This is a genomic window from Streptomyces daghestanicus, assembly GCF_020521275.1.
Taxonomy (GTDB): domain Bacteria; phylum Actinomycetota; class Actinomycetes; order Streptomycetales; family Streptomycetaceae; genus Streptomyces; species Streptomyces griseoviridis.
This window is the reverse complement of the sequence record NZ_BNDX01000007.1, coordinates 302,711-324,851: the sequence shown is the minus strand read 5'-3', so window position 1 is coordinate 324,851 and position 22,141 is coordinate 302,711. Positions and strand designations below refer to the sequence as shown.

Genomic DNA, 22,141 nt, shown 5'->3' with positions numbered 1-22,141 from the left:
CGGTGGGGGGCCACCGGGACCGGGGCGGAGGGACGGGACGGGGACGGCGGGACGGGACGGGGACGGCGGGACTACGCGCCGGCGCCCGGCCCCGCCTGCTGCACCACCTCGAAGGACCACAGCGTGGAGCCGCTCGCCGCGGGCTTCGGACGCTCGCCCTCCGGGGCGCCGCCGCCCTGGTGGGCCGACTTCATGGGGCCCTCCATCCACGCCTGGAAGGACGCCTCGTCGCGCCACCGGGTGTAGACCAGGTACGTGTCGGTGCCCTCGACCGGGCGCAGCAGTTCGAACCACTCGAAGCCGTCGGAGTTCTCCACGGCGTGCGCCCGCGAGGCGAAGCGCTTCTCCAGGGTCTCCCGCTGCTCGGCGGGAACGGTCAGCACGTTGATCTTGACTACGCTCATGGCCTCATCCTGCCGTACCCGGCCCCGGCCGGCCGGTCCGGGTCACTCGTGCGGGACCCGGGCGGAGTGGCGCGCGAACAGGTCCGAGGAGATCTCCCCGGCGCGCACGGCGGTGGTGGACAGCAGCGTCGAGGCGAGCCCGTGGGTGTGTTCGGTGGCACCCTGGAGGTACAGGCCGGCGGTGACGTTCGACGCCGTCTCCACCCGGTGGTCGCGGCCCACCCGCAGCGCGTCCTCGTCGTCGCGCAGACAGAGCTTGGCGACCTCGCCCAGGTGGTCGCCGATGCTCTGGGGCCGGTATCCGGTGGCGTAGACGAGCACGTCGGCGGTGAGCTGCTCGCGCGCGCCCGTAGGCAGGAACTCGACCGTCACCCGGACGTCCCGGTCACCGGCCTCGACCTCGCGGATACGGGAGACGTTGAGCATCCGCAGCCGCTGCCGGCCCTGCACCCGCTCCTGGTACATGGTCCGGGACAGGGACTCGATCAGGTCCATGTCGACCACGGAGTAGTTGGTCGAGCGGTGGTAGTCGAACAGGGACTGCTTGACCTCGGCGGGCGCGCCGTAGAACAGGTCCACGGCCTCCGGGTCGAAGATCCGGTTGGCGAACGGACTGTCGTCGGCGGGGGTGTAGCCGTACTTGGCGAAGACGGAGCAGATCTCCGCGTCCGGCAGGGTGCGGTGCAGGTAGTCGACGGTCTCGGCGGCGCTCTGCCCGGCGCCCAGCACCACCGCGCGCCGCACCGGCCGCCCGGAGCGCGTCAACCGCTCCACCTTGGGCAGCAGTTCGCTGCTGTGCCAGACCAGGTCGGACAGGACGGCACCGGGTGGCAGCCGGGGTTCGAGGCCGGTGGCCAGGCAGAGGGCGCGGGCGCGGCGGACGGTCGGCCGGCCTGGCGCGGCCGGGTCCCGGCTGACCACGTCGAAGTAGCGGACCTCGCCGTCCTCGGTGACCGGGCGCACCGAGACGGCCTCGGCGGCGTACTCGACGAGATGCCCGACGCGGGCGGCGGCCCATTCGAGGTAGTCGTGGAACTCCACGCGCAGCGGGAAGAGGGTCTTCTGGTTGAGGAAGTCCACCAGCCGGCCGCGCTCGCGCAGGTAGCACAGGAAACTGAAGTCACTGGTGGGGTCGCGCATCGTCACCAGGTCCTTCAGGAAGGACACCTGCATGGTGGCGTCGTCGATCAGCATGCCCCGGTGCCAGCCGAACCGCGGCTGCCGTTCCAGGAATCCCGCGCGGAGCGCGGCTCCCCGGTCCGGCGCGGCACCCCGCTCGTGAAGGGCGATCGCGAGCGCGAGATTGGCCGGACCGAATCCGATGCCCAGTACGTCGTAGACGGAGTCCGGCCCACTCTGCAGCGTCGTCAACGCTTCTTCGCCTCTCGTCGGGGGAACACGGCGTTCCCTCGGAAAGAACACAGGTCGCTCCCAGCAGGCACATGTTAGATAAGGCTAGCCTTACCTGACAACGGGTGCGCGGAACAAGGATGTTGAGCGGGCGGCCTGTCAATTAGGTAACCCTTACCTTACGATGGCGCCGACATCCGGCCCGGTGCCGGAACCGACCTGCCGGGAGGCGCGCTGCCGTGTGCGGTGCCGAGGAAGCCCTGGACCACTGGCGGCGGACGCTCACCCCGCCGCCCCCTGAGTCCGCGCTGCCCACGGACCGCCCGTACCCGCCCGGGCCGTCGCCGGCGCGGCGCTCCCGGGCGGCCCGCACCGGCGTGCCGGACGCGCCGGACCCCGTACTGCTGGCCGCGTTCTTCGCCCTGCTGCACCGCTACGGCGGCACACCGGACCTGACCGTCGGTCATGACGGGCTCCCCGTGAGGGTCTCCCTCCGCTACCAGCCCTCGTTCCGGGAACTGGTACGGCGGGTGACCCAGGCGTTCGAGGAGGCGGAGGGCCGGCGGCTGCCCTTCGAGATGCTCGTCGACGAACTGCGTCCCCGGCCGACCCGCGGCGGCGGCCTGTTCTGCAACACGGCGTTCGCCACCACCGCCCGGCCCCCGGCGGGCTTCCCCGCCCCCTTCGACCTGCTGCTGTGCGTACGGGACGGCGCGGCGCACGTGACGTACCACCCGGATCTCTTCGACGCCGCCACCGCCGACCGCGTCCTCGGCCACTACCGCACCCTGCTCGCCGACGCCCTCGCCCGCCCGGACACCCCCGTCACCCGGCTCGCGCTGCTGGAGCCGGACGAGTACCGCCGGATCGTCACCGGCGGCGGGACGGCCGGGTGCGGCGCCCGCGGCCGGCGCTACGTCCTCGACCCGTATCTGCGGCCTGTCCCCGACGGCGTCACGGGGGAGCTGTACCTCGGCGCCGCCGGTGCTGCCCGGGTCCGTCCGGGGCGGCGGGGCCCGACCGCCGAGCGGTTCGTCGCCGATCCCTTCGGGCCGCCCGGCGGGCGGCTGCACCGCACCGGCACGCTGGTCCGCCGGCGCGGCGACGTCCTGTGGCACCACCGCACCACGGCATCCCCGTCCACCGAAGATGAGGAGTACAGTCCGATGAGCAACCCGTTCGAGGACCCCGACGGCGTCTACGTGGTCCTGGTCAACGACGAGGACCAGCACAGCCTCTGGCCCGACTTCGCCGACGTCCCGGCCGGCTGGCGCACGGTCCACGGCCCCGCCTCCCGGCAGTCCTGCCTGGACCACGTCGAGGCCCACTGGACCGACCTGCGGCCCCGCAGCCTGGCCGAGGTCATGGACGGCTGACCAAGCTCCTGTCAGGTCATGTTCCGCCCGGCCGGAGCCATGAGGACAGGTCCGGCGGCCGGACAGGACAACGCGAAGACAGCCCGGCAGGGCGTCAGCCAGTGCCCGGGTCACGACCGCCGGAACCCGCGTATCAGCATCGATGTCAGTGCCGGGTGCGAGGCTTTCGGCATGGATGAGGCGGAGTTCATGCGCGGACGGGTCTACGGGGCCGAGCACGGGGATCCCGGGCCCCGGCCCGGACGTGCCTACGCGCAACTGGTGGGCGGCCCGCTGGACGGCCTGCTCCTGGACATCACCGGCACCGCCGGCGGCGGCAGCGCGCCGGAGACCGTGGCCCTGCCGACCGAGATAGGCCGGTACGGACCCGGGGGCCGGGCCGTGTACGCGCCGCGCCCGGCGGACGGCCGGTGCTTCGACTGGCAGGGGGACGTGCCGTGAGCCGGAGGCGACGCGCCTTCTGCCCCTCCCGCGAAGGGCGCCGCCCCGTGCCTCCCGGCAGGAGAGGCCCGCCGCGTCCCGGGGGTGAGTGATGCGCGTCGCGCACGGCTGACGAGCTGGGGGAACGCGTCTGTACGAAGAACGCTTCGCCGTACCGGGCTGGTGGTTCTGGCTCACCGCCCTGCCGGGCGTGATGACCGCGACGGTCCTGCTGCCGTTCGGCCCCGCCGTCGCCCTCGGCGGCCCCGCGGGCACGATGCCGCCGGCCGTCCTCGGCCTGTACGTCTACGGCAGCGCCGGCATCGTGGTGACGGGCGGTCACCTCGTCGCGGGCACCCAGCGCTACCCCCTGGCCTCGGATCGACCTGGTGGAGATCCTGGACGCGGAGGAGGCGTTCCCGTGGCGCACCCGCCGGGCCGATGTCTCGGCGGCGATGCTCCCGCGCGGTTGTGTGCCGACCGCCGTGCGCGTCGAACTCACCGACCCGGACCGGCGCGCGCCGTACCTCTGCCCGCCCACCCGCCGGCCCGCCACGCTCCTCGCGGTCCTGCCTTCGCACGCCGCTGATCCCGCCACGCGCCGTTGATCCCGCCGACCGAGCGCGGCCGGCGGGATCAACGGCGGAAGGGATACGCGAGGCGGACGGGTCAGGCCGCCGCGGCGAAACTGCCGGCGATCGCCGCGTCCGCGCGGGCGTGCACCACCAGGCGCAGACCACGGGTGTCGGCGTTGTTCTCCAGCAGCCGGCGCAGAGGCGCGCTGTGGCTGACCACCGACATCAGGACACCGAGGCGGCCGCAGTGCTGGTGGGCCCGGAGCACGGCGCTGACCGCCGCGCCGCCCGTGGCAGGGTCGGCGAGGACGACGACGACCGGGCTCGGCCGGTGGGCGTCGACCAGATCCGTGATCCGGTTGGCCAGGTCCGCTCGTCCGCCGATCCCCGGGTCCCGCTCCACCGTGATGACCAGCACCTCGTGGTCCAGACGGTACGACAGCATGGCAGCCTCCGATCCCCACCGTTCCTGTCCGGTGTCCTCGGCAGTGAGAGTGCCCCGAGAAACGCCCTCGATGCCCAGCGGTCCCCGTCGCGTCCCGGTCGCCCGTCCGCGGCCGGGTCCGGGACCGCCGCCGGGGCTCCCGGCCGCCGCTCACCCGGACGGCGTACAGGGAAAACCCGTAGATCCCGGGGCCCCGGCCGTCCCGTCCGGTGGTCGTCTGGTGGGAGCCGTCCGCTGGTGCCACGCTGAGGGGAGAACCCGGGAGGAAGCCGATGGGACGGGACGTTCCGGCTCTGGTCTTCACCCGAGAGGACCGCCGCCGCTACCGCATCAAGATGCAGGAGTGCCTCGACGCGTTCGCCCAGATGCTGCGCGAGGCACGGTTCGAGTCGGAACGGCCCCAGGTGGGGCTGGAGATCGAGCTGAACCTGGTCGACGCCGAGGGCGAGCCGGCGATGCGCAACAGCGACGCGCTGGAGGCGATCGCGGACCCCGCGTGGGAAACCGAACTGGGCCGTTTCAACCTGGAGGTCAACATCCCGCCGCGCAGTCTGACGGCGGGCGGCCCCGACGCCTGGGAGTCCGAGATCCGGGCCGCGCTGAACCACGCCGACGAACGGGCCAGATCGGTCGGCACCCAGCTGATCATGACCGGTATCCTCCCCACCCTCCGCCAGGAGGACGCCGGCGCCGCCGCCCTCTCGGAGAACCCGCGCTACCGGCTCCTCAACGACCAGATCTTCGCGGCCCGCGGCGAGGACCTGCGCATCGAGGTGGACGGCGTCGACCGGCTGCGGACCTACGCCGACACCATCACCCCGGAAGCCGCCTGCACCAGCACCCAGTTCCACCTCCAGGTGTCGCCCGAGCAGTTCGCCGGGTACTGGAACGCTGCCCAGGCGATCGCCGGTGTCCAGGTCGCGCTGGCCGCCAACTCGCCCTTCCTCTTCGGCAAGGAACTCTGGCACGAGACCCGTGTCCCCCTCTTCGAGCAGGCCACCGACACCCGGCCCGAGGAGATCAAGGTGCAGGGCGTGCGGCCCCGTGTCTGGTTCGGGGAACGCTGGATCACCAGCGTCTTCGACCTCTTCGAGGAGAATCTGCGCTACTTCCCCGCCCTGCTCCCGCTCTGCGACGAACAGAGCCCCATCGAGACGCTCGACCGGGGCGACATCCCCGACCTCGGCGAACTCACCCTGCACAACGGCACCATCTACCGCTGGAACCGCCCGGTCTACGCCGTCGCCGGCGACCGCCCGCACGTACGAGTGGAGAACCGGGTCCTGCCGGCCGGGCCCACCGTCGCCGACACCCTCGCCAACGGCGCCTTCTACTACGGGCTCACCCGCGCCCTGGTGGAGGAGGAACGGCCGGTGTGGTCCCGGATGTCCTTCGCGGCGGCGGAGGAGAACCTGCACACCGCCGCCCGGCACGGCATCGAGGCGCGGCTGTACTGGCCCGGCACGGGCGAGGTGCCCGTCCCCGAACTGGTCCTGCGCCGGCTGCTGCCGCTCGCACACCGCGGCCTGGAACTCTCCGGCATGGACGCGGCCTGGCGGGAGCCGCTGCTCGGCATCATCGAGCAGCGGTGCGTCACCGCCCGCAACGGGGCGACCTGGCAGAAGGAGACCTTCCACCGCATCCGCGCCACCGCCCACTGCGACCGCCACGAGGCACTGCGCCGGATGACCCTGCTGTACGTCGACTACATGCACCTCAACGCGCCGGTGCACACCTGGCCGGTCGACTGAACCCGCGCGTCCTGCGAGGTCAGCGCTCCGCCGGCACCGGATGCCGGCTCATGACGGAGACCCGGTTGAACGCGTTGATGGTGACCGCCACCCACAGCACCGCCGAGATCTGGTCGTCGGTGAACACCGCGCGGGCCTCAGCGTGGGCGGCGTCCCGCGCGTCCAGGTCGGCCGGGGACGTGGCCGCCTCCGCCAGCGCGAGCGCGGCGCGCTCCGCACCGCTGAACAGGTCCGCGTCCCGCCAGGCGGGCAGGACGCCGAGCCGCTGGGCCGTCTCACCGGCGCGCAGCGCCGCGCGGGTGTGGACGTGCAGACAGAAGGCACAGCCGTTGATCTGCGACACCCGCAGATTGACCAGTTCCACCAGCCGGCGGTCCAGCCCCGCGTCGGCGGCGACCGACCGCACCGCCTCGGACGTGCGGACCAGCGCCTGGTACGCCTCGGGACTCTGCTTGTCGATGAAAACGGGCCGGTCCACCTCAGGGCTCCTCCGGACGCCGCCGCCGGGGCGAGCGGGCAGATCATTGAACATGAAAGTATCATGGGTGTCGGAGGTGGTCCTCGATGAGCAACGTCGAGACGGAGCCCGCACAGACCCGCTGCGGCCCCGAGGAGAACGACGGCGAACGGCCCGGCGGCACGGGAGTCGAGGTCCTCACCCCGCGCGACGTGCCCCTGGGCGGCCCCCGGGCCATGACCGTACGGCGTACGCTGCCGCAGCGGGCCCGGACCACGATCGGCGCCTGGTGCTTCGCCGACCACTACGGCCCCGACGACGTCACCCGCACCGGCGGCATGGACGTCGCCCCCCACCCCCACACCGGCCTGCAGACGGTGAGCTGGCTGTTCAGCGGCGAGATCGAACACCGCGACAGCCTCGGCACCCACGCCTACGTCCGCCCCGGCGAACTGAACCTCATGACCGGTGGCCACGGCATCAGCCACTCCGAGGTCTCCACCGCGCGGACCACCGTCCTGCACGGCGTACAGCTCTGGACCGCGCTCCCCGCCGAACACCGCGACACCGGCCGCGACTTCCAGCACTACGTCCCGGAGCCGGTCCGCCTGGGCGGCGCCGGCATCCGCGTGTTCCTCGGCTCCCTGGCCGGTTCCGTCTCACCGGTCCGCACCTTCACCCCCCTCCTCGGAGCCGAACTCACCCTCGCCCCCGACGCCGGCGTCACCCTCCCCGCCGACCCCGCCTTCGAACACGGCCTCCTGGTGGACCAGGGCGACATCACCCTCAACGGCACCCGCCTCACCCCGGCGGACCTGGGCTACGTCCCCCTCGGCACCCCCGGCCTGACCCTCCACAACGACTCCACCACCCCGTCCCGCGCGATCCTCCTCGGCGGCCCGCCGTTCGAGGAGGAGATCATCATGTGGTGGAACTTCATCGGACGGTCGACGGAAGAGATCGCACAGGCCCGCGAGGACTGGATGAAGGGCCGCCGGTTCGGAGAGGTGACGGGGTACGACGGAGACCCGCTGCCGGCGCCGGTACTGCCGAACGTACCGTTGAAGCCGCGCAGAAACAGGCGCTGAACCGGGAAAGCGGACGTGCGGTTGCTGAAAGGCCGGTCGAGGCGGCCGCGCCGGGCGGCCTTCCGGCCCCTCGGTCCGAAGGCCGCCCGGCGTCGGCCGCCTCGACCGGCCTGCCTCGGCCGGACCCCTGGCTCCGGACCTTGTGCGGGTACGGGACCGGGGTGCGGCTTGTGCCGAGGGTCTACTGGCTGCGACGTTCCAGGTAGATGGAGGTGAAGACGGCGACCTTGGCACGCAGGGCCCAGGGGTCGAAAGGCTTGCTGATGTAGTCGACGGCGCCGGCCGCGTAGCCGCGGGCCGAGTGCTCGGAGCCGATGCCCATCGCGGTCAGGAAGATGATGGGGACGTCCCGGGTCCTCGGGCGGCGTTTGATGTGGGCGCAGGTCTCGTAGCCGTCCATCTCCGGCATCTGTACGTCCATGATGATGACGGCGAAGTCGTCGTGGTCGAGGAGGGCTTTGAGGGCCTCCCTGCCGGAGGAGACCGTGACGAGTTCCTGCTCGAGCGTCGCCAGGACGGCGGTCATCGCCAGCAGGTTGTCCGGCTGGTCATCGACGATGAGGATCTTGGGCATGTCCAGCGGCCCTGGCGGCAGAGCAGCCGCTGCGGCCTGTTCAACGGCTTCGAGCTGGCGTTCGAGGAGATCGCAGCGGCCCTCTGCCGCGGCACGCTGAGCCTGTGCCTCGTGCAGGGCCGCTCCGAGCCGCTCGACTTCCAGCTGGAGGGCATTGCGCTCCTGGATGAGGCCGGAGATGTCCGGATGGGCACGCACAAGCTCGTCGGCCCGCTTCCTTTCCGCGATGCGGTCGGCCTCCAGCTGGTTGAGCCGTGTCTCCAGGTCGGCGATGCGCTGCGTCCGGTCCAGCAGCGCATCGCCGAGGACGTCGCCGCGGACGCTGGACCGCCGGGAGACATGATCGGCGTCGGCCAGTTGCTGCTCCAGGATCTCCACCGCGTGCTTGGGGGAGGAGGCGGCGTCCACGGCCGATCCGTACAGGCCTCGTACCAGTTCGATGGCTTCGGTGGTGACCGCGGTCCCACGGTGTTCGGCGACATCGGTGAAGAGGTCGCTGATGACCTGCCACGGCGGTAACCGGGTGCCGTTCAGGTAGCGCGAGACCGTGCCCGGATCGAGCCGGCGCCGTGCGGCGTACCGGCGGACGGACAGGTGAAGGCTCTCGAAGAGCTCGCGCAGTGCCTGGGCCAACGCTCGGGAGGCATCGTTGAGGTCGTCTCCCAGAGGGCGCAGCTCACCCATGGTTCTCCTCCTTGTCCGTTCCGCCGCCGTCCATGGAGCTCGACGGCTGGACGGCGCCGGCCTCGGCTGCGATGAGGCGGTCGAAGAAGGGGACCGCCAGTCCTGTAGCGGCCAGGCCCGCGAGCAGACTTCGCGCTGCGCCTTCCCCGGCGACCGCCGTCAGTCCGCACGCTGCCCCACCAGTGAGCAGGGCGAGCAGGAATATCAGGGCTGACCTCAAGGACAGCAGAGGGCGGTCCACTGTGTTCTCCATTCATCCAGCCCGTCGCGCAGCGACAGGGCTTTGCCGTCCGGCCGAATACGGACGGAGAACCAGAATGGGCGAACCCAGGGGTGTTGCAGACCACGTTCCGAATGTAGCGCAGCAAACTCCGCCTGTTGCGCGGATGTTGTTCGCCGTACCCGGCATGCTCTTGCCCGGTCAGCAGTTCGGTGGCTCGTCCGTTGCCGGAGTGTTGCTCCGCAACACTGGTGATGCGCGGATGCGCGGTAACGGTCGGCACGGCGGAGCTGCTGGTGTTCAGTGATCGCCACTGTGGCGCGGGCGGTGGTGGCGACGGTGCGGCCCGAGGAGTCGCAGCGATGTCCTTCCGGGCCTGGGCAGGGGGATCCGACCGCGCCGGCCCTGTCCGTTCGGCGCCGTCGATGCGTTGCTGGAGCAAGTCAAGGCACGGAGCGTCCCTCCACCGGAGGCGGTGGGGAACCGGGAGACCTGGAGGACCGAGCCGCGGTCACCCGCGCGCGCCGCGTACGCCCGGCTTCCGGAGGGCCTCGCCCCCGGCTTTCCCGCTCCGCCCGCCGCCGTGCCCGCCGTCGGCCCGGCACCTGAGGTCCCGGGGGACGTGCGCCGGCTCAACCCCGGTGCCGGTCTCGGCTCCGGGGCCGCCCCGCGGCAGGCGGCGGCGTGGCCGACCGCCCCGGACGCCGCCCATTCGCGCTTGGAGACAGGGCCGTTCGCGGTGGCCGCCTGTGAGGACGGGCAGGTGTCGGCGTACCGCGTCGGCGGCCCGGGCCTGGACGTGCCCGCCAAGGGCATCGGGCCGGAGCCGGCCGCGCGGCGGGCCGGCAGCGCACCGGCCAGGGCACCGGCAGGGCCGTGAGCGCGGCCGGCGGAAGGACGACGCCGAGGAACTGCGGCACGGGAGCTTCACGGGCGCGTCGGCGCCGGTGGCGTCGACCGGTGGCCGGGCGTAGGGGACGGTCGGCAACAGGCCCAGGGCGGCGTCGATCGCCCCGTCCAGGGGGCGGCCTCCAGCAGCAGGGCGCCGGTCAGGCGCCCGCGGAAGATGCCGTCCGCGCGCAGGGGTCCCGCCTCGCGGACGCGTTCGACGACCGACAGTGCGGTGGTGGAAGCGGCGTCGATGACGACGGTGAGCACGGTGAGCGGAATGAGGGTGAGGCCGCCACCGGCCATGACGTCGGGGTCGGAGAGGGGCTGCTGGGGCGCTCATCGGCGCGGACCGTGATGTCACGCGTCCTCCTGCGGGCCGACGGTGGAGCGCAGGGGTGTGGGGGCGTCCGCGTGACCCTGCTCGCCGGCGTTCGCGGCGTCGGCGAGCAGGCCGGTGGGCCCGGCGGGGACGCCGACGCGGTCCAGGCCGGCGGGGCCGGTGAGGATGCTCGCGTTGAGCGGCGCGGTTCCGACGAGGGCCACCACCTCCCCCTCGGTGGCGCGGTCACCGCGGGTGAGGGTCGTGCGACGGCACGGCCTCCTCGGCCCCCGCCCGATCCACGGCACCGGCCGCCTCACCCGCTGCCGCTGAACGGCCGTGTCGTGGCTGTGTGGGTGTCAGCTCTCCACGTGCGGGCTGTTGAGGGCGGCGCCGAAGTAACCCTTGATTCCGCGCACGGTGATGCCGGCGCTCTTGCCGCACAGGTTCACCGACCCCTTCAGGGCGGGGCCGGACGCCGAGCCGCGGGCGACCCACACGCAGCCGTCGGAGTTCTCTGTGGGAGCACCGACGACCGTTTCGGCCTTGCCGTCCTTGTCGAGGTCGACGAGGTGGACGGCCGAGCCGAATCCGTCACCGGCCTCCGCGGCGCCGGGGACGCCGGCGGTGTCCTGGGTGTAGCCGGCCGCCTTGGCCGTCGTCAGGCCGGAGGCCGAGCCGCGCAGGAGAGCGACCGAGCCGGCGGAGGCCAGGGACCCGACGGCCTCCTCGGGGACGCCGACCAGGACGTCGGCGTACTTGTCGCCGTTGACGTCACCGACGCTGAGGGACTGGCCGAACCAGTCACCCCATTCCGCACCGCCGGGGACGCCGGCTGTGTCCTGGTGGAAGACCTTCGGCTTCTGCGTGGCGGTGATGCCCTTGGCACTGCCGTAGAGGACCTGGATCTCGCCACCCCGGTGAGCGGCGGGGGTGGGCGCGTTGAAGTGGCGGTCGTCGCCCGCGATGCCGGTGACGAGGTCGCCGTACCCGTCGCCGTTGACGTCACCGATCTGTCCCGCGTGGCCGTCGGCGTAGGGCAGGTCGACGCCACGGTTGACGAACGGGTCCTCGGGGTCGGGGGCGCCCGCGTCGAGGATCACCGGCCCGCGGATGTCGCCGTCGGTGGGGCCGGCCAGGTAGAACCGTTCGGCCCTGCCGTCACGGTTCACGTCTCCCATGACCACGCCACGGGCGTTCTCCCGCCCTTCGAGATAGCGGGAGGCGGCGGCGCCGGTGCGGGTGAAGGGGCCCCGGTAGGAGACGGCGTTGCAGGCCGAGCCGATGCCGACCTCCGGGGCGCCGTCGCCGTTCATGTCCCCGGTGGCCAGGGACATACCGAAGCGGCAGTAGGTCCGGCCCTCGCCGTAACCGGGCGTCGGGGTAATGTTCGCGCCGCCCGACAGCCCCTTCGGCCCTCCCCACACCACGGTCACGGTGCCCCGCGAATCGGCCGGGCCGACGTCCTCGCCCGGGGCGCCGACGAGGAGGTCGGCGTAGCCGTCCCGGTCCAGGTCGGCGCTGGCGACCGTCCGTCCGAAGCGGTCGGATTCCTCGGGGCCGCCTGGGATCCCGGCCGTGGCCTGGGTGAGGACGGTGCGGCGGGCGGTGCCCACCGAGGACGCGGAGCCGTACAGCACGACCACCGCGCCGGCTTCCTCCACCGTGCCGGATGCGGCGCCGGGCGCGCCGACCGCCAGGTCCCGGTAGCCGTCACCGTTGAAGTCGTCCTGCACGGCCGCCGTGTTGGCACCCTTGAAAGGCGCGGCGGCGGACGAGGACACCGGGGTGAGGGTGACGGCCACGGAGGTGGTGAGCACGGCGGCCGCCGTGACTGCTCTGCGCAACGGAACTCCTTGTTCGTGCAACGGACATGGCGATGACACGCCAGCCTGGCGAAAGGTTGTACGCGCCGACACGCCAGTACCTGGCGATCCACGCGAGCGCCGAGCTGATCACCGGATGCGCCCGTACGGAGCGGGTCCTCGGCTGGTGGTCCCGCGTCGCCCGGGAGGACGGCACCGCCCGCCGCGCGCACGGGCTGCGTACCGCTGCCGGTGCCGTGCCCGGTCGGCTGCGTGCCGTCGCCGGACCGGCGGCGGGGTGGTTGGACCACGGGGGCGGCCGAGGCGGGGCACGCGGGCCAGAGACTGTCGCCCCTCAGCCGTCCAAGCCCTGTCATCAGCCCCGTCAGGATCGGGACCGGGCCACCACCCGGCATGCCGGTGTCGGGGCGTCACCGGACCGTGGGCGGAACCCCGGCCGGCCCGACCGCGGGTCCGAGCGCCGCCGGTTACGGTGATCGCACCGGCGGCGACGGGAAGCGACCCTCGCAGGGGTCCTGGGTCGGTCTGTGACGGGTGCCTCGGTCGGCGAGTGCGCAGCCGAACGTGCTCAGTTCGACGCGGACCAGTCGGCGTACCGAATGCGACGCAGGTCGCGGACCTCCCCGAGAGTGCCCCATTCGTCCTTGCCCAGACGCGTCAGGGGACGCAGCCGGGTCACCTCCGGGTGCCCCTGGTCGAGGACGGCGTCGTCGATGGCGATATGCACCACCCGTCCGAAGACGACGGTGCTGTCACCGAGGAGAAGGGTGCTGTGCAGCTCACATTCCAGTGCCACCGGGGAACCGGCCACGCGGGGAGCCGCCACCCGTGCGCTCGGCTCACGCCCGAGGCCCACGGCGTCGAACTCGCTCACCTGGTGCGGGAAGTCCGTAGCCGTCTTGTTGATCTCTTCGAACAGTGACTCGGGTGCGAAATTGACCACGAACTGCCCGGTCGCCTCGACGTTGCGCAGTGAGTCCTTACGTCCGACCGAGGTGAACTGCACGATGGGCGGCCTGACCGACGAGACGGTGAAGAACGAGTGCGGAGCGAGATTGTCGATGCCGTCGGCCGACACGGTCGACACCCAGGCGATGGGCCGTGGTACGACGGTCGAGGTGAGCAGACGGTAGACCGCAGTCGGGTCGAGGCCGGCCGGGTCGAGTTCGGTGCGCATGCCTCCAGTATGGAGATGCCGATCATACGACGAAGGCGTACCGGAGCTTTCCGCCGGCAGCCCGCCGCGCACGGCCACCGCGGATTCGTCCGGCCGAATCCGGTGCGGGCGGCGGTGGAGTCGTAGGGGCGGTCAGGTCCACACGGTGGAGATCCACTGGAGGGGGCCGCAGTCGGCGCGGTTCGTGGTGCCTTCGCAGACGGTGACGTAGACGTTGGTGGTGAAGGTCCAGCCGTAGCTCGGGAAGCTGTGGCGTACCGGTGCCGTGCCTGTCCCGCACTGGGTGCCGGCCTTGGTGTACACGGGCGGACTCATGTCGTAGATCACCGCGAACCAGGTGGAGTAGCACTCGCCACCGGTGTTGGTCAGCCGGCCGTCGAAGACGACGTCCCACCGGTCCGGCTCCGCGGTGGCCGCGTAGTCCCAGGTGCCCGCCGTCGTGGCGGTGCCGTACGCCGTCGACCAGGGCTGGGCCGCGGCGGGCGCCGCCGTCGCCGTGCCCTGGGTGAGGAAGAGCGCCGGGCAGGCGAGGAATCCGGCGACGAGCACGCCGCGGGAGGCGCGTGCGCGGCGGCGGTGTCGGAAGTGCGGCATGGTGAGGTCTCCTTCCGGTTCCGCCCCGGCGTACGAGGTCGCGTCCCCGTGCCACGCCGAGACACGGGAACTGTAGGGGCGTCCCCGGCCGGCCGGCACGTCCGGCGTGTTGGACAGTTGGACACCGCGGCACGGAGCCGGACGGCTGGGATCGTCGGCCTGCGCGGCGGTCGGGCGGCCGTGTGAAGAACCCGGCGCGAACAGCCGGGGGTGACCTTCTGGGACCTCCCATCGTGGCTGTGCGGTCTCGCCCGAAAGGCCGAAACCCCTGCGGAGCCGTCCGCCCGGAACACACGGCCGGTCCGCACCCCTTCTCCGCAAGGGCCCCACAGTTGCTGTGCGGGTGGAGCGCGCCGGGTGCCGCCGTCGGCCGGGGACTGGCCGCTGCGTCCCGGGGATCGTGGCGGGATCCCCGGGACGCCCGTGCGTTCGTCGGCCGTGCGGTCAGGGGGCGTCGACGAGGGTGCGGCCGTCAGTGGGCGCGAGGGCGGCGATCGCGCTCGCGTAGGCGGACTGTACGCGGGAGCGCTCGGTGGCGTTCGGTGTGGCGTTGGTGCAGGCCGTGCCGGCGCTCGACCCCGACATCAGCTGTGAGCAGGGGCCGGGCTTGGTGTCCGGCAGGCCGAGGCTGTGCCCCAGTTCGTGAGCGGCGATCCGGGTCTTGTTGTAACCCTGGTCGACGGCCTGGCTGCCGAGTTCGACACGGACCTGACGGCCCGGACGGACCGGGCCGAGCGTGGCCTGCGGCCAGCCCGTGGTGGCGACGATCACGATCTCGGCCGCGGCGCCGGGCGCCGCCTCCACCAGACGGACGTTGCTCACGTTCGCGTTCCATGAGGCGACTCCGGCCGCGATCGCGGCCTCCCAGCCGGCGGCGCGGCTGTCGTCGTAGCGAAGGGTCACCGCCGCCGCCCGCGCGGCGGACGAATCACCCGCGGGGGTGGTGGCGGCGGTCGCGGCGCCCGCCATGGCGAGGACGAGCGCTGTGGCGGAGGAGCCCGCCTTGAGCCAAGTGCCGAGGGGCATTGCTGCTCCTTCATCCGTGGGGGGTCCGGCCCCGGCGGGGCCGGGCGTGTGAAGGAGCGGCACGGGTTGTCCGGTAGGGGCCGGACACACCGTCGACCGCCCCTCCGGGGCGTTGCGATGGTATGCCCTCGACCCCCGTTACGCCATGTACCTGTCATGGTGATTTTCGGTCGGGATCCACTTCGCGGGGGACGTCGTTCGGCCGGCCACCGGACGCCGCCGACTGTGCCCGCGGGACCACCGGGTTCAGCGCAGTCCTCCGTTGACGGCGATGACCTGGCCCGTGATGAAGGCGGCGTCGTCCCCGGACAGGAAGGCGACGACGCCCGCGATGTCGGTGGCGCGGCCCAGGCGCCGCAGGGGTGTCACGGCGGCGAGGGTCTGCCGGGCGCGTTCGTCGTGCAGGCCGCGCAGCATGTCGGTGTCCACGGTGCCGGGGGCCACCGCGTTCACGGTGATGCCGCGCGGCCCGAGTTCGTGGGCGGCGGTGGTGGTGAAGCGTTCGAGGGCGGCCTTGCTGCCGGCGTAGACGGCGGCTCCCGGAGCGGACATCGAGGTGGCGATGCTGGAGATGTTGATGACGCGTCCGCCGTCGCGCAGGGCCGCCTGGGCGCCCTGCATGATGAAGAAGGGTGCTCTGGCGTTGACGGCCATGAGCCGGTCGTAGTGGTCGTCGGTGGCCTGGGCCATGCCGACCTGCTCCGACTCGGCGGCGTTGTTGACGACGATGTCGAGTCCGCCCAGCAGGTCGGTGGCCCGGGTGACGAAGGAGCGGACCTGGGCGAGGTCGCCCAGGTCGGCGCCGACCGCGTGGGCGGTCCCTCCCCGGCGCCGTATCTCCGCCACGCCTTCCAGCGCGTTCCGCTCGGCGTCGCGGTATCCCAGGACGACCGCGGCGCCGTCGGCCGCCAGCCGCTGGGCTATGGCTCTGCCGATGCCCCGGGATGCCCCGGTGACGACGGCGGTCCGGCCTTCGAGCGCTCGCATTCAGTGTCTCCGTGCGTTCGGGATGAGTAACTGTCCTGGCTGGTCGACCAGTTCGGGCAAGGCGTCGAGTTGCTCCTGGAGGAAGGCGTTGTCCCCGAGGTGGGCCTCGATGCCGCGCAGTCTGTGCACCCGCCGCAGGGCGACGGCGTGGCTGAGCGCGTCGGGCCCGGGGGAGGGTCCGTAACCGGCGAGGAACGCGTCCCACAACAGGCCGTAGGCGAGGTTCTCCGGCGCGCGGTGGGCGCCGCGGGAGGCCACGTCCAGGGAGGTCGAGAGGGCCTCCGCGAGCGTACCGAGGTCCAGTACGGCTGCTCCGTGTCCCGCCTCCGGGGTGACCAGGAGGTGCGCGGTCCGGTCGCGCCGGTCCACGACGATGGTGCCCGGTGTCACCGTGCCCAGGAGCGGCCCGCCGGGTGCCGCCAGGGCTTCGGCGGCCCAGCGCGTCAGGCGTGCGTGGCGCCGCGCGCCGAGGTGGTGGAGCAGGTGCCGTGCCATCGGGTCCGGCCGGGTCCGCAGCCAGCGGGCGAGCCCGCGGAGCCAGGGCACCGCACGCGCCGGATCTCCCCGGGAGGCGTGGTGGTGGAGGGCGTGCACCGCCTCGCCGACGTGTCCGAGCACGTCGGCGTAGTGCCGAGGTACGGCGGCGCCGGTGAGCAGGTGCCATCCGATGCTCACGGCGTCGGGGAGGACGTACGACTGGTCCCCGTCGGCGGCCGCCTCGGGCAGTGCGAAGCGGACGGCCGGCGTGCGCGTGGCGCGGAACGGGTCGAAGAGTGCGGACGGCAGGTCGTGGTAGGAGGCCTTGACGGTGCTTTCGCCCGGTGTCCGGTACCAGTGGAAGCGGTGGGGGCCCCGTGCCACCACGCGTGTGGACGAGGCCCGGGTGCCGTAGGAGACGACGACGGGCCCTTCGGCGGGAGAGGGCGGAGGACTTGCTGCGGCAGGCACCAGAGAGCCTTTCGTTCCCATGGGGTGCGGGGCCCCGGCCCGGCCGGGGCCCCGCGGATGTCGGCCGGCGACTAGCAGTCGAAGATCAGCGTCGTGGTGGTGATGACGGGCGTCGCGGTGGTGATGGACGCCGTCGTCTCCGGCCCCTCGGTGCCGGCCACCTGCGCGATCTGGTCGCCGTCGGTGTAGGTGCGGTAGCCGCTGATCAGCGCCGCGGCGGGGTTCTCGGCCTTCATGGTGTTCTCCTTGAACGGTGATGTTTCGGTTACTTCCCCCCGCCCGGGCGTGGCCGGGCGGGAAGTCACAGGGACAGGCTGGGGCTGTCGAGGTTGCGGTAGGGCAGCGCCGGGTCGGTTCCGGAGGCCCGGAAGGCCCGCGCGAGGGCGTCCGCCAGGGGAGTTCCGCGCAGTACGTGGTCGAGGAGCGCGTCGGCACAGGAACCTGCCCGGTGCTGCCCGAAACTCATGCGCCGGGCGGAGTGCCCGGAGGCGGCCGGCTCCCAGGCGACGGAGATGCCTGGCGCGATCCGCCGGGTGAAGGGGGACACGGGTTCGGCGAGGCTTCCGGGCGGTGCCGTCCGCGCGGCGGCGCTCACGGCGGCGACGACCGGCGCGAAGCGGTCGGTGACATAGACGACCATGGCGTCTCTGCGGGGGTAACGGCCCGGATGGGAGAGGATCTTGGCCCGGTAGGGCAGCCCGTCCGCTTCCATGCCGCGCAGTACCGCCCCCCACAGGGCGGGGGCCGCGTCTCCGGTCGACAGGTGCAGGTAGACGCGCAGCACGGGCCCGTTCCCCGCGCCCGGCGACCGTGAACCCACCACGGACAGGAAGCCGGGGGACAGCGCCGGACGGCAGGGCGGCAACGTCACGGTCACGTCGCTGCCCGTCGCCGTGGCGGGCAGCGGGGGGTGGAGCCGGTCCCGGGGGACCGCCACCCGTACTCCGCCCAGGGTGACGACAGCCTGGGAGCCGTCCTCGGACCAGTGCGCCAGGCGCGTCCGCGCCCGCACCGCCGTGTGGGGCACCGCGTGCTTCAGGCTCTCCTGGAGACCGGGGTCGACCAGGTCGCGAGGGTGCGGTGACCAGGAGCGCGCGCCCTGGTGGACCGTGCGGTACAACTCGTCCGCGATCCGGGCGCGCAGGGCCTTCGGGGTGCGGGCACGGAGGTCAGCGCCGGCCACGCGGGCGGACAGCTCCTCCGTGTCGACCTCGGCGTCGGCCAGCAGGCCGAGAAGGGTGTCGATCACAGGGCCTCCAGACCGAGGACACCGATGAAGTGGCCGGCCCGGGCCAGCGCGGTGCGGCCCACACCGACGGCGGCCCGGTGGACCGGTGACAGCTCCGCGCTGTACGCGGCGGCGGCCATCACCCGGTCGAGCAGATGCCAGCCCGCGAACCCGACCGCGCGTTCCGCCAGGGCCCGGTCCCTGCCGGACCGTACCGAGCGGTACCCCTGGGTGAACGCCTCCAACGCCGGCCAGGCCCGCTCCAGTCCGCGCACCCCCCGGGCGACGATCTCGTCATCGGTGCCGTTCCCCGCCGCGCCGTCGACGGCGATGTCGTCCGCGGCGACCTCGACCACGCAACGGTGCAGGAATTCACCGACCACCGTGCCGATGTCCCGGGCGGCGTCTCCGTACCGGAATTCCTCCCAGTCGGTCACCGTCAGACCCTCATCGGTGACGAGGATTTGATCGAGCCGCAGATCGGCATGGATGGGAACCGCGGCGGCCTCGTCCTCGGCGTGTTTGAGTTCCACCACCGCACGCTTGAGATCCGCGTCGTTCTGGAGAGTGCGCCAGAATTCGTTCAGGCCGCCACTGCTCTCCAGATACTGGGTCAGGGAAAGCGCGGAGAAGACGCGGACCGACGGCATGGGAAGCGGCCGGCGGCCCACACGCACCCTGTCGAACTCCGCCGAGTGCAGTTCACCGAGCGCCGCACCGAGTGTGTGGGCCGGCTGCCGGTGGAGGCCCTGCTCCGTCACGGCCTCGGCGACCGTCCGGGAGTCCTTCAGCCAGCGGGTGAGGTGGATGCCCCGGCCGGGATCGACCGCCAGGACCACCGGCCAGCGCAGGTACCGCCAGGGCCGGGTCCGGGCGAGGTCCTCCAGGGGGGCGCCCGCGCCGCCGTCACCGGCCCGGCGCGCGGCCGTGACGCGTTTGGCGAACACGTCATGACCACTGGTGGTGCTGCCCGCCATGTTCGTATTGCGGCCGGGATAAGTGACCACCGTATCAGCGAGGAATTCACCGAAACCCCGCTGCCTCACGAACTGTTCTATCTCCACATCCGGCATGCGACGACTGTCCCGTGCCGGAGAGCACACCAGCAAGCTTTTCGAAGATTGTGGAAGTGCGTTGACGCGGCGTCGAGGAGCGAAGTAACAGAGCTGTCGGCCCACTGATCGGCCGGTTCCGGACGCAACCGCGGCACCGGACCCGTGCGTCACACCCATGCGTCGCCCGGCCACGACACCGGGCCGCACCGAGCACGCGCACCACAACGGGGAGAAACATGACCGCCTACTCGTCGCTGCTTCTCGGCGACTTACCCGACCTGCACCTGCGCATCATCCCGCACCCGGGAGCGACCCTCCTCTCCTTGACGGGGGATCTCTTCGGCAACCGCCGCCACGCCGTGCCCCGGCCGGCCCGCAACGCGGTCCGCCGCCACGCCCCCTCGCACACCGAGGAAACGCTCCGTCCGCTCTTCGCACCCGAGCACGCCGCCATTCCCGACTGCCTGACCCCGACCGCCTCCATGTCGCACGAGGGCGCCGAACACCATCTGGAACAGCTGCTGAGCACCTCGCCCGACACGCTCCTCGCCTCCGTGGCGGAGGAGTTCGGCGGGACCGTGCCCGCACAGTGGCGCCCGGTCGTCGACAGGCCGAGGACGTGGCTGACCCGGTACGGCGATGTACTGCGCGGTCTGTGGCAAGCCACGGAACCGGTCTGGCGGGCGGCGGGCAGAGCACTGAGCCACGAGGCCGAACGGGCGGGCAGCGCCGTGGTCCACGGCCGGCCCGAGGCCATCCTGTCCGGACTCAGCCCTCGCTACCGCTACACCGATGCGGCCCTGCACCTGCCGGACACCCACCCCGAGCTGTTCGACCTGCGAGGACGCCGGCTCGTCCTCGTGCCCGTCGTCTCCGGCAGCACGGCATCCCTGTTCGCCTGCGACCATCCCGACTTCGTGTGGATCGGCTACCCGCTCCCCGAAGTCCCCGCGCTCTGGTCAGGGAACCTGCCGAGCCCGCCCCGGACGCGGGACACGGCCCGACTCGTTCTCGGCGACGCGCGGGCGGCCATCCTGCGAGCGGTGAACCGGCCGCTGCCCATGGGTGATCTCGCCGCTTCGCTGCACTACGCGCCGGCGACCCTGTCCCATCACTGCGCCCGGCTCGAGGAAGCCGGCCTCATCGAACGCCGACGCCAAGGACAGCGCGTCGTGGTCGAGAGCAGCCCCCGGGGCGCCGAGCTGCTGGACCTGCTGAGCCGCTGAGCCCTCCGGGGCGAGCCCGGCCGGACCGTACCGCAACTCGGCGGACCGCACCGGCGCTTGAGGGACCGCACCGGCCCTCGAGCGCCGGCCACCCCGGCCGACCCGCGCGCTCACGCCGCGGCGGACGCCACGACATGGCGGATCGCGGACGCGACGTCGGGGGCGGTGTGCGTGGGTCGGTACGCCTCCTCGGTCCAGGCCCGCCCGGCCGCCACCCAGACGCTGCTCAGCCCGAGGGCGCCGGCGCCCGCGATGTCGGCGTGCGCCGAGTCGCCCACCATCCACGCGCCCGCCAGGGACATCCCGCCCCGGAGAGCGGCCGCGTGGAAGATCTCGGGATCGGGCTTCCTGACGCCGATCCCCTCGGAGACGACCCACCCGTCGACCAGGCCGTCCAGGCCGGTGCGGCGGATCTTCCTCTCCTGCTGGACCACGCGGCCGTTGGTGACGATGACGCAGGACCAGCCGCTCTCCCGGGCGGCCGTCAGCGCCGCGCGCGCGGCGGCGGCCAGGACGACACGGCTGGAGGCGCCGTGGTCGAGGAAGGCGCGGATCTGCGCCGCCGAGAGCGCGTCCCCGTATCGCTCCGCCAGGGCGCCGGCCACGGCCGCGCGGCCGGCATAGCCGCTCGCGTCCTGGGCGAGCACCCAGGCCAGGTCTTCCGCGGGCAGGCCATGCTCGGCGAGGAAGTCGACGGCCGCGGACCGGAAGGCCGCGTCGCGGTCGACGAGGGTGTTGTCCAGATCCAGCAGAAGCAGTGCCATGAGCGGCAGTAGACCACGCGCGGACCCGCGCGGGCGGCCGGGTTCCGCGAGGACGCCGGGCCGGGCACGCCCCACCGGCCAGGTCCCGGCGCTCTGGCCGCGGTCGGCTGCCTCAGCCGGTCCCGTCGTCCGCCAGGCCGTTCGCGACGAGGGCGAGCAGCGCGTCGAGGCCGGTCAGCTCCTGAGGTGTCAGCGAGCCGAAGAACCGGCGCAGCACGCGCCTTCCCGCCTCTTCCGCCGCCGCCAGGGTCGCACGGCCCGCGTCCGTCAGCTCGACGGTCTTGCGGCGGCGGTCCTCCGGGTGGCCGGTCCGGGTGACCAGGCCCAGGCGCTCCAGGCCCTCCAGGATCTGGGTGACGGAGCGCGGGGCCTGTCCGAGGGCGGTGGCGAGTTCGGCCTGGTGCAGCGGGCCGTGGCCGGCCAGTACCTGGAGGACCTTGGTGCGGGACAGGGACAGTCCCGCGGTCGCCGTCATGTGCCGGTCGACCCGCTCGCGCAGGCTGTGGGCGAGGGTGAGGAAGGTCAGCCCCACCCCCTCCGGGGTGCCGGCCGTGGCCGTCGTCTCGTAGTGCTCCATGGTGCGGGTATCCTCCCACAACACGACCATGAGGTACCTCACGATGAGCGGGTGCGATGGACCGTCCCGTTGCCCTGATCACCGGAGCCACCGCCGGACCGGGCCGCCTCACCGCCTTCGAGCCGGCCCGGCGCGGCTACCGCATCGGCACCGTCGCCCGAGGCCCTCGCCGAGCCGAG

25 protein-coding genes and 2 pseudogenes are annotated in these 22,141 nt (G+C 72.8%); 9 read left to right on the top strand and 18 right to left on the bottom strand.

Annotated elements, in window-relative coordinates:
* Positions 1-71: 71 nt before the first annotated feature.
* Both Sdagh_RS08775 and Sdagh_RS08770 read right to left on the bottom strand, forming a co-directional pair.
* Positions 72-404: an antibiotic biosynthesis monooxygenase family protein gene (locus Sdagh_RS08775; protein ID WP_189424114.1), complete on the bottom strand. Its 333-nt coding sequence runs from the start codon at positions 402-404 to the stop codon at positions 72-74.
* A 42-nt stretch (positions 405-446) separates the two neighbouring features.
* Complete coding sequence (locus tag Sdagh_RS08770) at positions 447-1,775, bottom strand: lysine N(6)-hydroxylase/L-ornithine N(5)-oxygenase family protein (protein ID WP_189424112.1); 1,329 nt, start codon at positions 1,773-1,775, stop codon at positions 447-449.
* A gap of 218 nt (positions 1,776-1,993) precedes the next feature.
* Here Sdagh_RS08770 and Sdagh_RS37165 point away from each other — a divergent pair.
* The 5 genes and pseudogenes from Sdagh_RS37165 to Sdagh_RS36445 all read left to right on the top strand — a co-directional run.
* A pseudogene (locus tag Sdagh_RS37165) lies at positions 1,994-2,860 on the top strand (condensation domain-containing protein); the annotation flags it as partial.
* A gap of 60 nt (positions 2,861-2,920) precedes the next feature.
* Positions 2,921-3,130 carry an MbtH family protein gene (locus Sdagh_RS08765; RefSeq protein WP_189424157.1) on the top strand — a complete coding sequence of 70 codons (210 nt, stop codon included), beginning with the start codon at positions 2,921-2,923 and terminating at the stop codon, positions 3,128-3,130.
* Between the two features lie 171 nt (positions 3,131-3,301).
* The gene (locus Sdagh_RS08760) at positions 3,302-3,571 is read left to right on the top strand and encodes a hypothetical protein (RefSeq protein ID WP_189424109.1); all 270 of its coding nucleotides are present in this window, start codon (positions 3,302-3,304) and stop codon (positions 3,569-3,571) included.
* A gap of 130 nt (positions 3,572-3,701) precedes the next feature.
* Positions 3,702-3,911 (top strand): annotated as a pseudogene (locus Sdagh_RS36925) (DUF3093 family protein); the annotation flags it as partial.
* 28 nt (positions 3,912-3,939) lie between these two features.
* The gene (locus Sdagh_RS36445; RefSeq protein WP_372478422.1) at positions 3,940-4,158 is read left to right on the top strand and encodes a DUF3093 family protein; all 219 of its coding nucleotides are present in this window, start codon (positions 3,940-3,942) and stop codon (positions 4,156-4,158) included.
* Positions 4,159-4,219: 61 nt separating this feature from the next.
* On the opposite strand, the gene Sdagh_RS08750 is transcribed toward Sdagh_RS36445, so the two are convergent.
* Positions 4,220-4,570: a hypothetical protein gene (locus Sdagh_RS08750; protein ID WP_189424108.1), complete on the bottom strand. Its 351-nt coding sequence runs from the start codon at positions 4,568-4,570 to the stop codon at positions 4,220-4,222.
* Between the two features lie 272 nt (positions 4,571-4,842).
* Between Sdagh_RS08750 and Sdagh_RS08745 the strand changes: the two genes are divergently transcribed.
* Complete coding sequence (locus Sdagh_RS08745) at positions 4,843-6,321, top strand: glutamate-cysteine ligase family protein (protein WP_190078396.1); 1,479 nt, start codon at positions 4,843-4,845, stop codon at positions 6,319-6,321.
* A gap of 19 nt (positions 6,322-6,340) precedes the next feature.
* Here Sdagh_RS08745 and Sdagh_RS08740 read toward each other — a convergent pair whose 3' ends face one another.
* A complete protein-coding gene (locus Sdagh_RS08740; RefSeq protein WP_190078397.1) occupies positions 6,341-6,853 on the bottom strand; it encodes a carboxymuconolactone decarboxylase family protein in 513 nt (170 codons plus the stop codon).
* A 32-nt stretch (positions 6,854-6,885) separates the two neighbouring features.
* Between Sdagh_RS08740 and Sdagh_RS08735 the strand changes: the two genes are divergently transcribed.
* Positions 6,886-7,866 carry a pirin family protein gene (locus Sdagh_RS08735; protein WP_190078398.1) on the top strand — a complete coding sequence of 327 codons (981 nt, stop codon included), beginning with the start codon at positions 6,886-6,888 and terminating at the stop codon, positions 7,864-7,866.
* A 181-nt stretch (positions 7,867-8,047) separates the two neighbouring features.
* Here the strand turns inward: Sdagh_RS08735 and Sdagh_RS08730 are convergent, their stop codons facing one another.
* The gene (locus Sdagh_RS08730; protein ID WP_189424101.1) at positions 8,048-9,124 is read right to left on the bottom strand and encodes a response regulator; all 1,077 of its coding nucleotides are present in this window, start codon (positions 9,122-9,124) and stop codon (positions 8,048-8,050) included.
* Positions 9,125-10,062: 938 nt separating this feature from the next.
* Between Sdagh_RS08730 and Sdagh_RS08720 the strand changes: the two genes are divergently transcribed.
* On the top strand, positions 10,063-10,224 hold the full coding sequence (locus Sdagh_RS08720; protein WP_189424098.1) for a hypothetical protein: 162 nt from the start codon (positions 10,063-10,065) through the stop codon (positions 10,222-10,224).
* A 47-nt stretch (positions 10,225-10,271) separates the two neighbouring features.
* Here the strand turns inward: Sdagh_RS08720 and Sdagh_RS08715 are convergent, their stop codons facing one another.
* The 11 genes from Sdagh_RS08715 to lxmK form a co-directional block, all read right to left on the bottom strand.
* Complete coding sequence (locus Sdagh_RS08715; protein ID WP_190078399.1) at positions 10,272-10,538, bottom strand: hypothetical protein; 267 nt, start codon at positions 10,536-10,538, stop codon at positions 10,272-10,274.
* A gap of 54 nt (positions 10,539-10,592) precedes the next feature.
* Positions 10,593-10,778 (bottom strand): hypothetical protein, encoded by a 186-nt coding sequence (locus Sdagh_RS08710; RefSeq protein WP_189424093.1) that lies wholly within the window; start codon positions 10,776-10,778, stop codon positions 10,593-10,595.
* A gap of 135 nt (positions 10,779-10,913) precedes the next feature.
* Positions 10,914-12,401 (bottom strand): FG-GAP-like repeat-containing protein, encoded by a 1,488-nt coding sequence (locus tag Sdagh_RS08705; RefSeq protein ID WP_226534877.1) that lies wholly within the window; start codon positions 12,399-12,401, stop codon positions 10,914-10,916.
* Between the two features lie 547 nt (positions 12,402-12,948).
* On the bottom strand, positions 12,949-13,557 hold the full coding sequence (locus Sdagh_RS08700; protein WP_190012137.1) for a flavin reductase family protein: 609 nt from the start codon (positions 13,555-13,557) through the stop codon (positions 12,949-12,951).
* A gap of 132 nt (positions 13,558-13,689) precedes the next feature.
* Positions 13,690-14,151 (bottom strand): hypothetical protein, encoded by a 462-nt coding sequence (locus Sdagh_RS08695; protein WP_189424087.1) that lies wholly within the window; start codon positions 14,149-14,151, stop codon positions 13,690-13,692.
* Positions 14,152-14,595: 444 nt separating this feature from the next.
* On the bottom strand, positions 14,596-15,177 hold the full coding sequence (locus Sdagh_RS08690; protein ID WP_189424085.1) for a snapalysin family zinc-dependent metalloprotease: 582 nt from the start codon (positions 15,175-15,177) through the stop codon (positions 14,596-14,598).
* Positions 15,178-15,423: 246 nt separating this feature from the next.
* Positions 15,424-16,164, bottom strand: coding sequence for an SDR family NAD(P)-dependent oxidoreductase (locus Sdagh_RS08685; protein WP_189424083.1), 741 nt, complete (start codon positions 16,162-16,164; stop codon positions 15,424-15,426).
* The gene (locus Sdagh_RS08680) at positions 16,165-17,025 is read right to left on the bottom strand and encodes a hypothetical protein (RefSeq protein WP_189424081.1); all 861 of its coding nucleotides are present in this window, start codon (positions 17,023-17,025) and stop codon (positions 16,165-16,167) included.
* A 158-nt stretch (positions 17,026-17,183) separates the two neighbouring features.
* Entirely contained in the window at positions 17,184-17,348 is a 165-nt protein-coding gene (locus Sdagh_RS08675) for a hypothetical protein (protein ID WP_189424079.1), read from the bottom strand.
* A 65-nt stretch (positions 17,349-17,413) separates the two neighbouring features.
* Complete coding sequence (locus tag Sdagh_RS08670) at positions 17,414-18,361, bottom strand: T3SS effector HopA1 family protein (RefSeq protein WP_189424077.1); 948 nt, start codon at positions 18,359-18,361, stop codon at positions 17,414-17,416.
* The gene (gene lxmK / locus Sdagh_RS08665; protein ID WP_189424075.1) at positions 18,358-19,413 is read right to left on the bottom strand and encodes a class V lanthionine synthetase subunit LxmK; all 1,056 of its coding nucleotides are present in this window, start codon (positions 19,411-19,413) and stop codon (positions 18,358-18,360) included. Before lxmK ends, Sdagh_RS08670 begins: the two co-directional genes overlap by 4 nt.
* Positions 19,414-19,631: 218 nt before the next feature.
* On the opposite strand from lxmK, the gene Sdagh_RS08660 reads away from it, so the two are divergent.
* Positions 19,632-20,621, top strand: a complete 990-nt coding sequence (locus Sdagh_RS08660) for an ArsR/SmtB family transcription factor (RefSeq protein WP_189424073.1) — start codon at positions 19,632-19,634, stop codon at positions 20,619-20,621.
* Between the two features lie 110 nt (positions 20,622-20,731).
* Here the strand turns inward: Sdagh_RS08660 and Sdagh_RS08655 are convergent, their stop codons facing one another.
* Together Sdagh_RS08655 and Sdagh_RS08650 are read right to left on the bottom strand one after the other, a co-directional pair.
* Positions 20,732-21,385: an HAD family hydrolase gene (locus tag Sdagh_RS08655; protein WP_189424071.1), complete on the bottom strand. Its 654-nt coding sequence runs from the start codon at positions 21,383-21,385 to the stop codon at positions 20,732-20,734.
* A gap of 112 nt (positions 21,386-21,497) precedes the next feature.
* A complete protein-coding gene (locus tag Sdagh_RS08650) occupies positions 21,498-21,962 on the bottom strand; it encodes a MarR family winged helix-turn-helix transcriptional regulator (RefSeq protein WP_226534876.1) in 465 nt (154 codons plus the stop codon).
* Between the last annotated feature and the right edge of the window lie 179 nt (positions 21,963-22,141).

Bases quoted from the DNA above. Each gene is read 5' to 3' on its own strand.
- Sdagh_RS08775 (WP_189424114.1), bottom strand. From the start codon at position 404: ATGAGCGTAGTCAAGATCAACGTGCTGACCGTTCCCGCCGAGCAGCGG.
- Sdagh_RS08685 (WP_189424083.1), bottom strand. From the start codon at position 16,164: ATGCGAGCGCTCGAAGGCCGGACCGCCGTCGTCACCGGGGCATCCCGG.
- Sdagh_RS08730 (WP_189424101.1), bottom strand. From the start codon at position 9,124: ATGGGTGAGCTGCGCCCTCTGGGAGACGACCTCAACGATGCCTCCCGA.
- Sdagh_RS08695 (WP_189424087.1), bottom strand. From the start codon at position 14,151: ATGCCGCACTTCCGACACCGCCGCCGCGCACGCGCCTCCCGCGGCGTG.
- Sdagh_RS08760 (WP_189424109.1), top strand. From the start codon at position 3,302: ATGGATGAGGCGGAGTTCATGCGCGGACGGGTCTACGGGGCCGAGCAC.
- Sdagh_RS08740 (WP_190078397.1), bottom strand. From the start codon at position 6,853: ATGTTCAATGATCTGCCCGCTCGCCCCGGCGGCGGCGTCCGGAGGAGC.
- Sdagh_RS08750 (WP_189424108.1), bottom strand. From the start codon at position 4,570: ATGCTGTCGTACCGTCTGGACCACGAGGTGCTGGTCATCACGGTGGAG.
- Sdagh_RS08715 (WP_190078399.1), bottom strand. From the start codon at position 10,538: ATGGCCGGTGGCGGCCTCACCCTCATTCCGCTCACCGTGCTCACCGTC.
- Sdagh_RS08675 (WP_189424079.1), bottom strand. From the start codon at position 17,348: ATGAAGGCCGAGAACCCCGCCGCGGCGCTGATCAGCGGCTACCGCACC.
- lxmK (WP_189424075.1), bottom strand. From the start codon at position 19,413: ATGCCGGATGTGGAGATAGAACAGTTCGTGAGGCAGCGGGGTTTCGGT.
- Sdagh_RS08700 (WP_190012137.1), bottom strand. From the start codon at position 13,557: ATGCGCACCGAACTCGACCCGGCCGGCCTCGACCCGACTGCGGTCTAC.
- Sdagh_RS08655 (WP_189424071.1), bottom strand. From the start codon at position 21,385: ATGGCACTGCTTCTGCTGGATCTGGACAACACCCTCGTCGACCGCGAC.
- Sdagh_RS08735 (WP_190078398.1), top strand. From the start codon at position 6,886: ATGAGCAACGTCGAGACGGAGCCCGCACAGACCCGCTGCGGCCCCGAG.
- Sdagh_RS08660 (WP_189424073.1), top strand. From the start codon at position 19,632: ATGACCGCCTACTCGTCGCTGCTTCTCGGCGACTTACCCGACCTGCAC.
- Sdagh_RS08745 (WP_190078396.1), top strand. From the start codon at position 4,843: ATGGGACGGGACGTTCCGGCTCTGGTCTTCACCCGAGAGGACCGCCGC.
- Sdagh_RS08690 (WP_189424085.1), bottom strand. From the start codon at position 15,177: ATGCCCCTCGGCACTTGGCTCAAGGCGGGCTCCTCCGCCACAGCGCTC.
- Sdagh_RS08765 (WP_189424157.1), top strand. From the start codon at position 2,921: ATGAGCAACCCGTTCGAGGACCCCGACGGCGTCTACGTGGTCCTGGTC.
- Sdagh_RS08650 (WP_226534876.1), bottom strand. From the start codon at position 21,962: ATGGAGCACTACGAGACGACGGCCACGGCCGGCACCCCGGAGGGGGTG.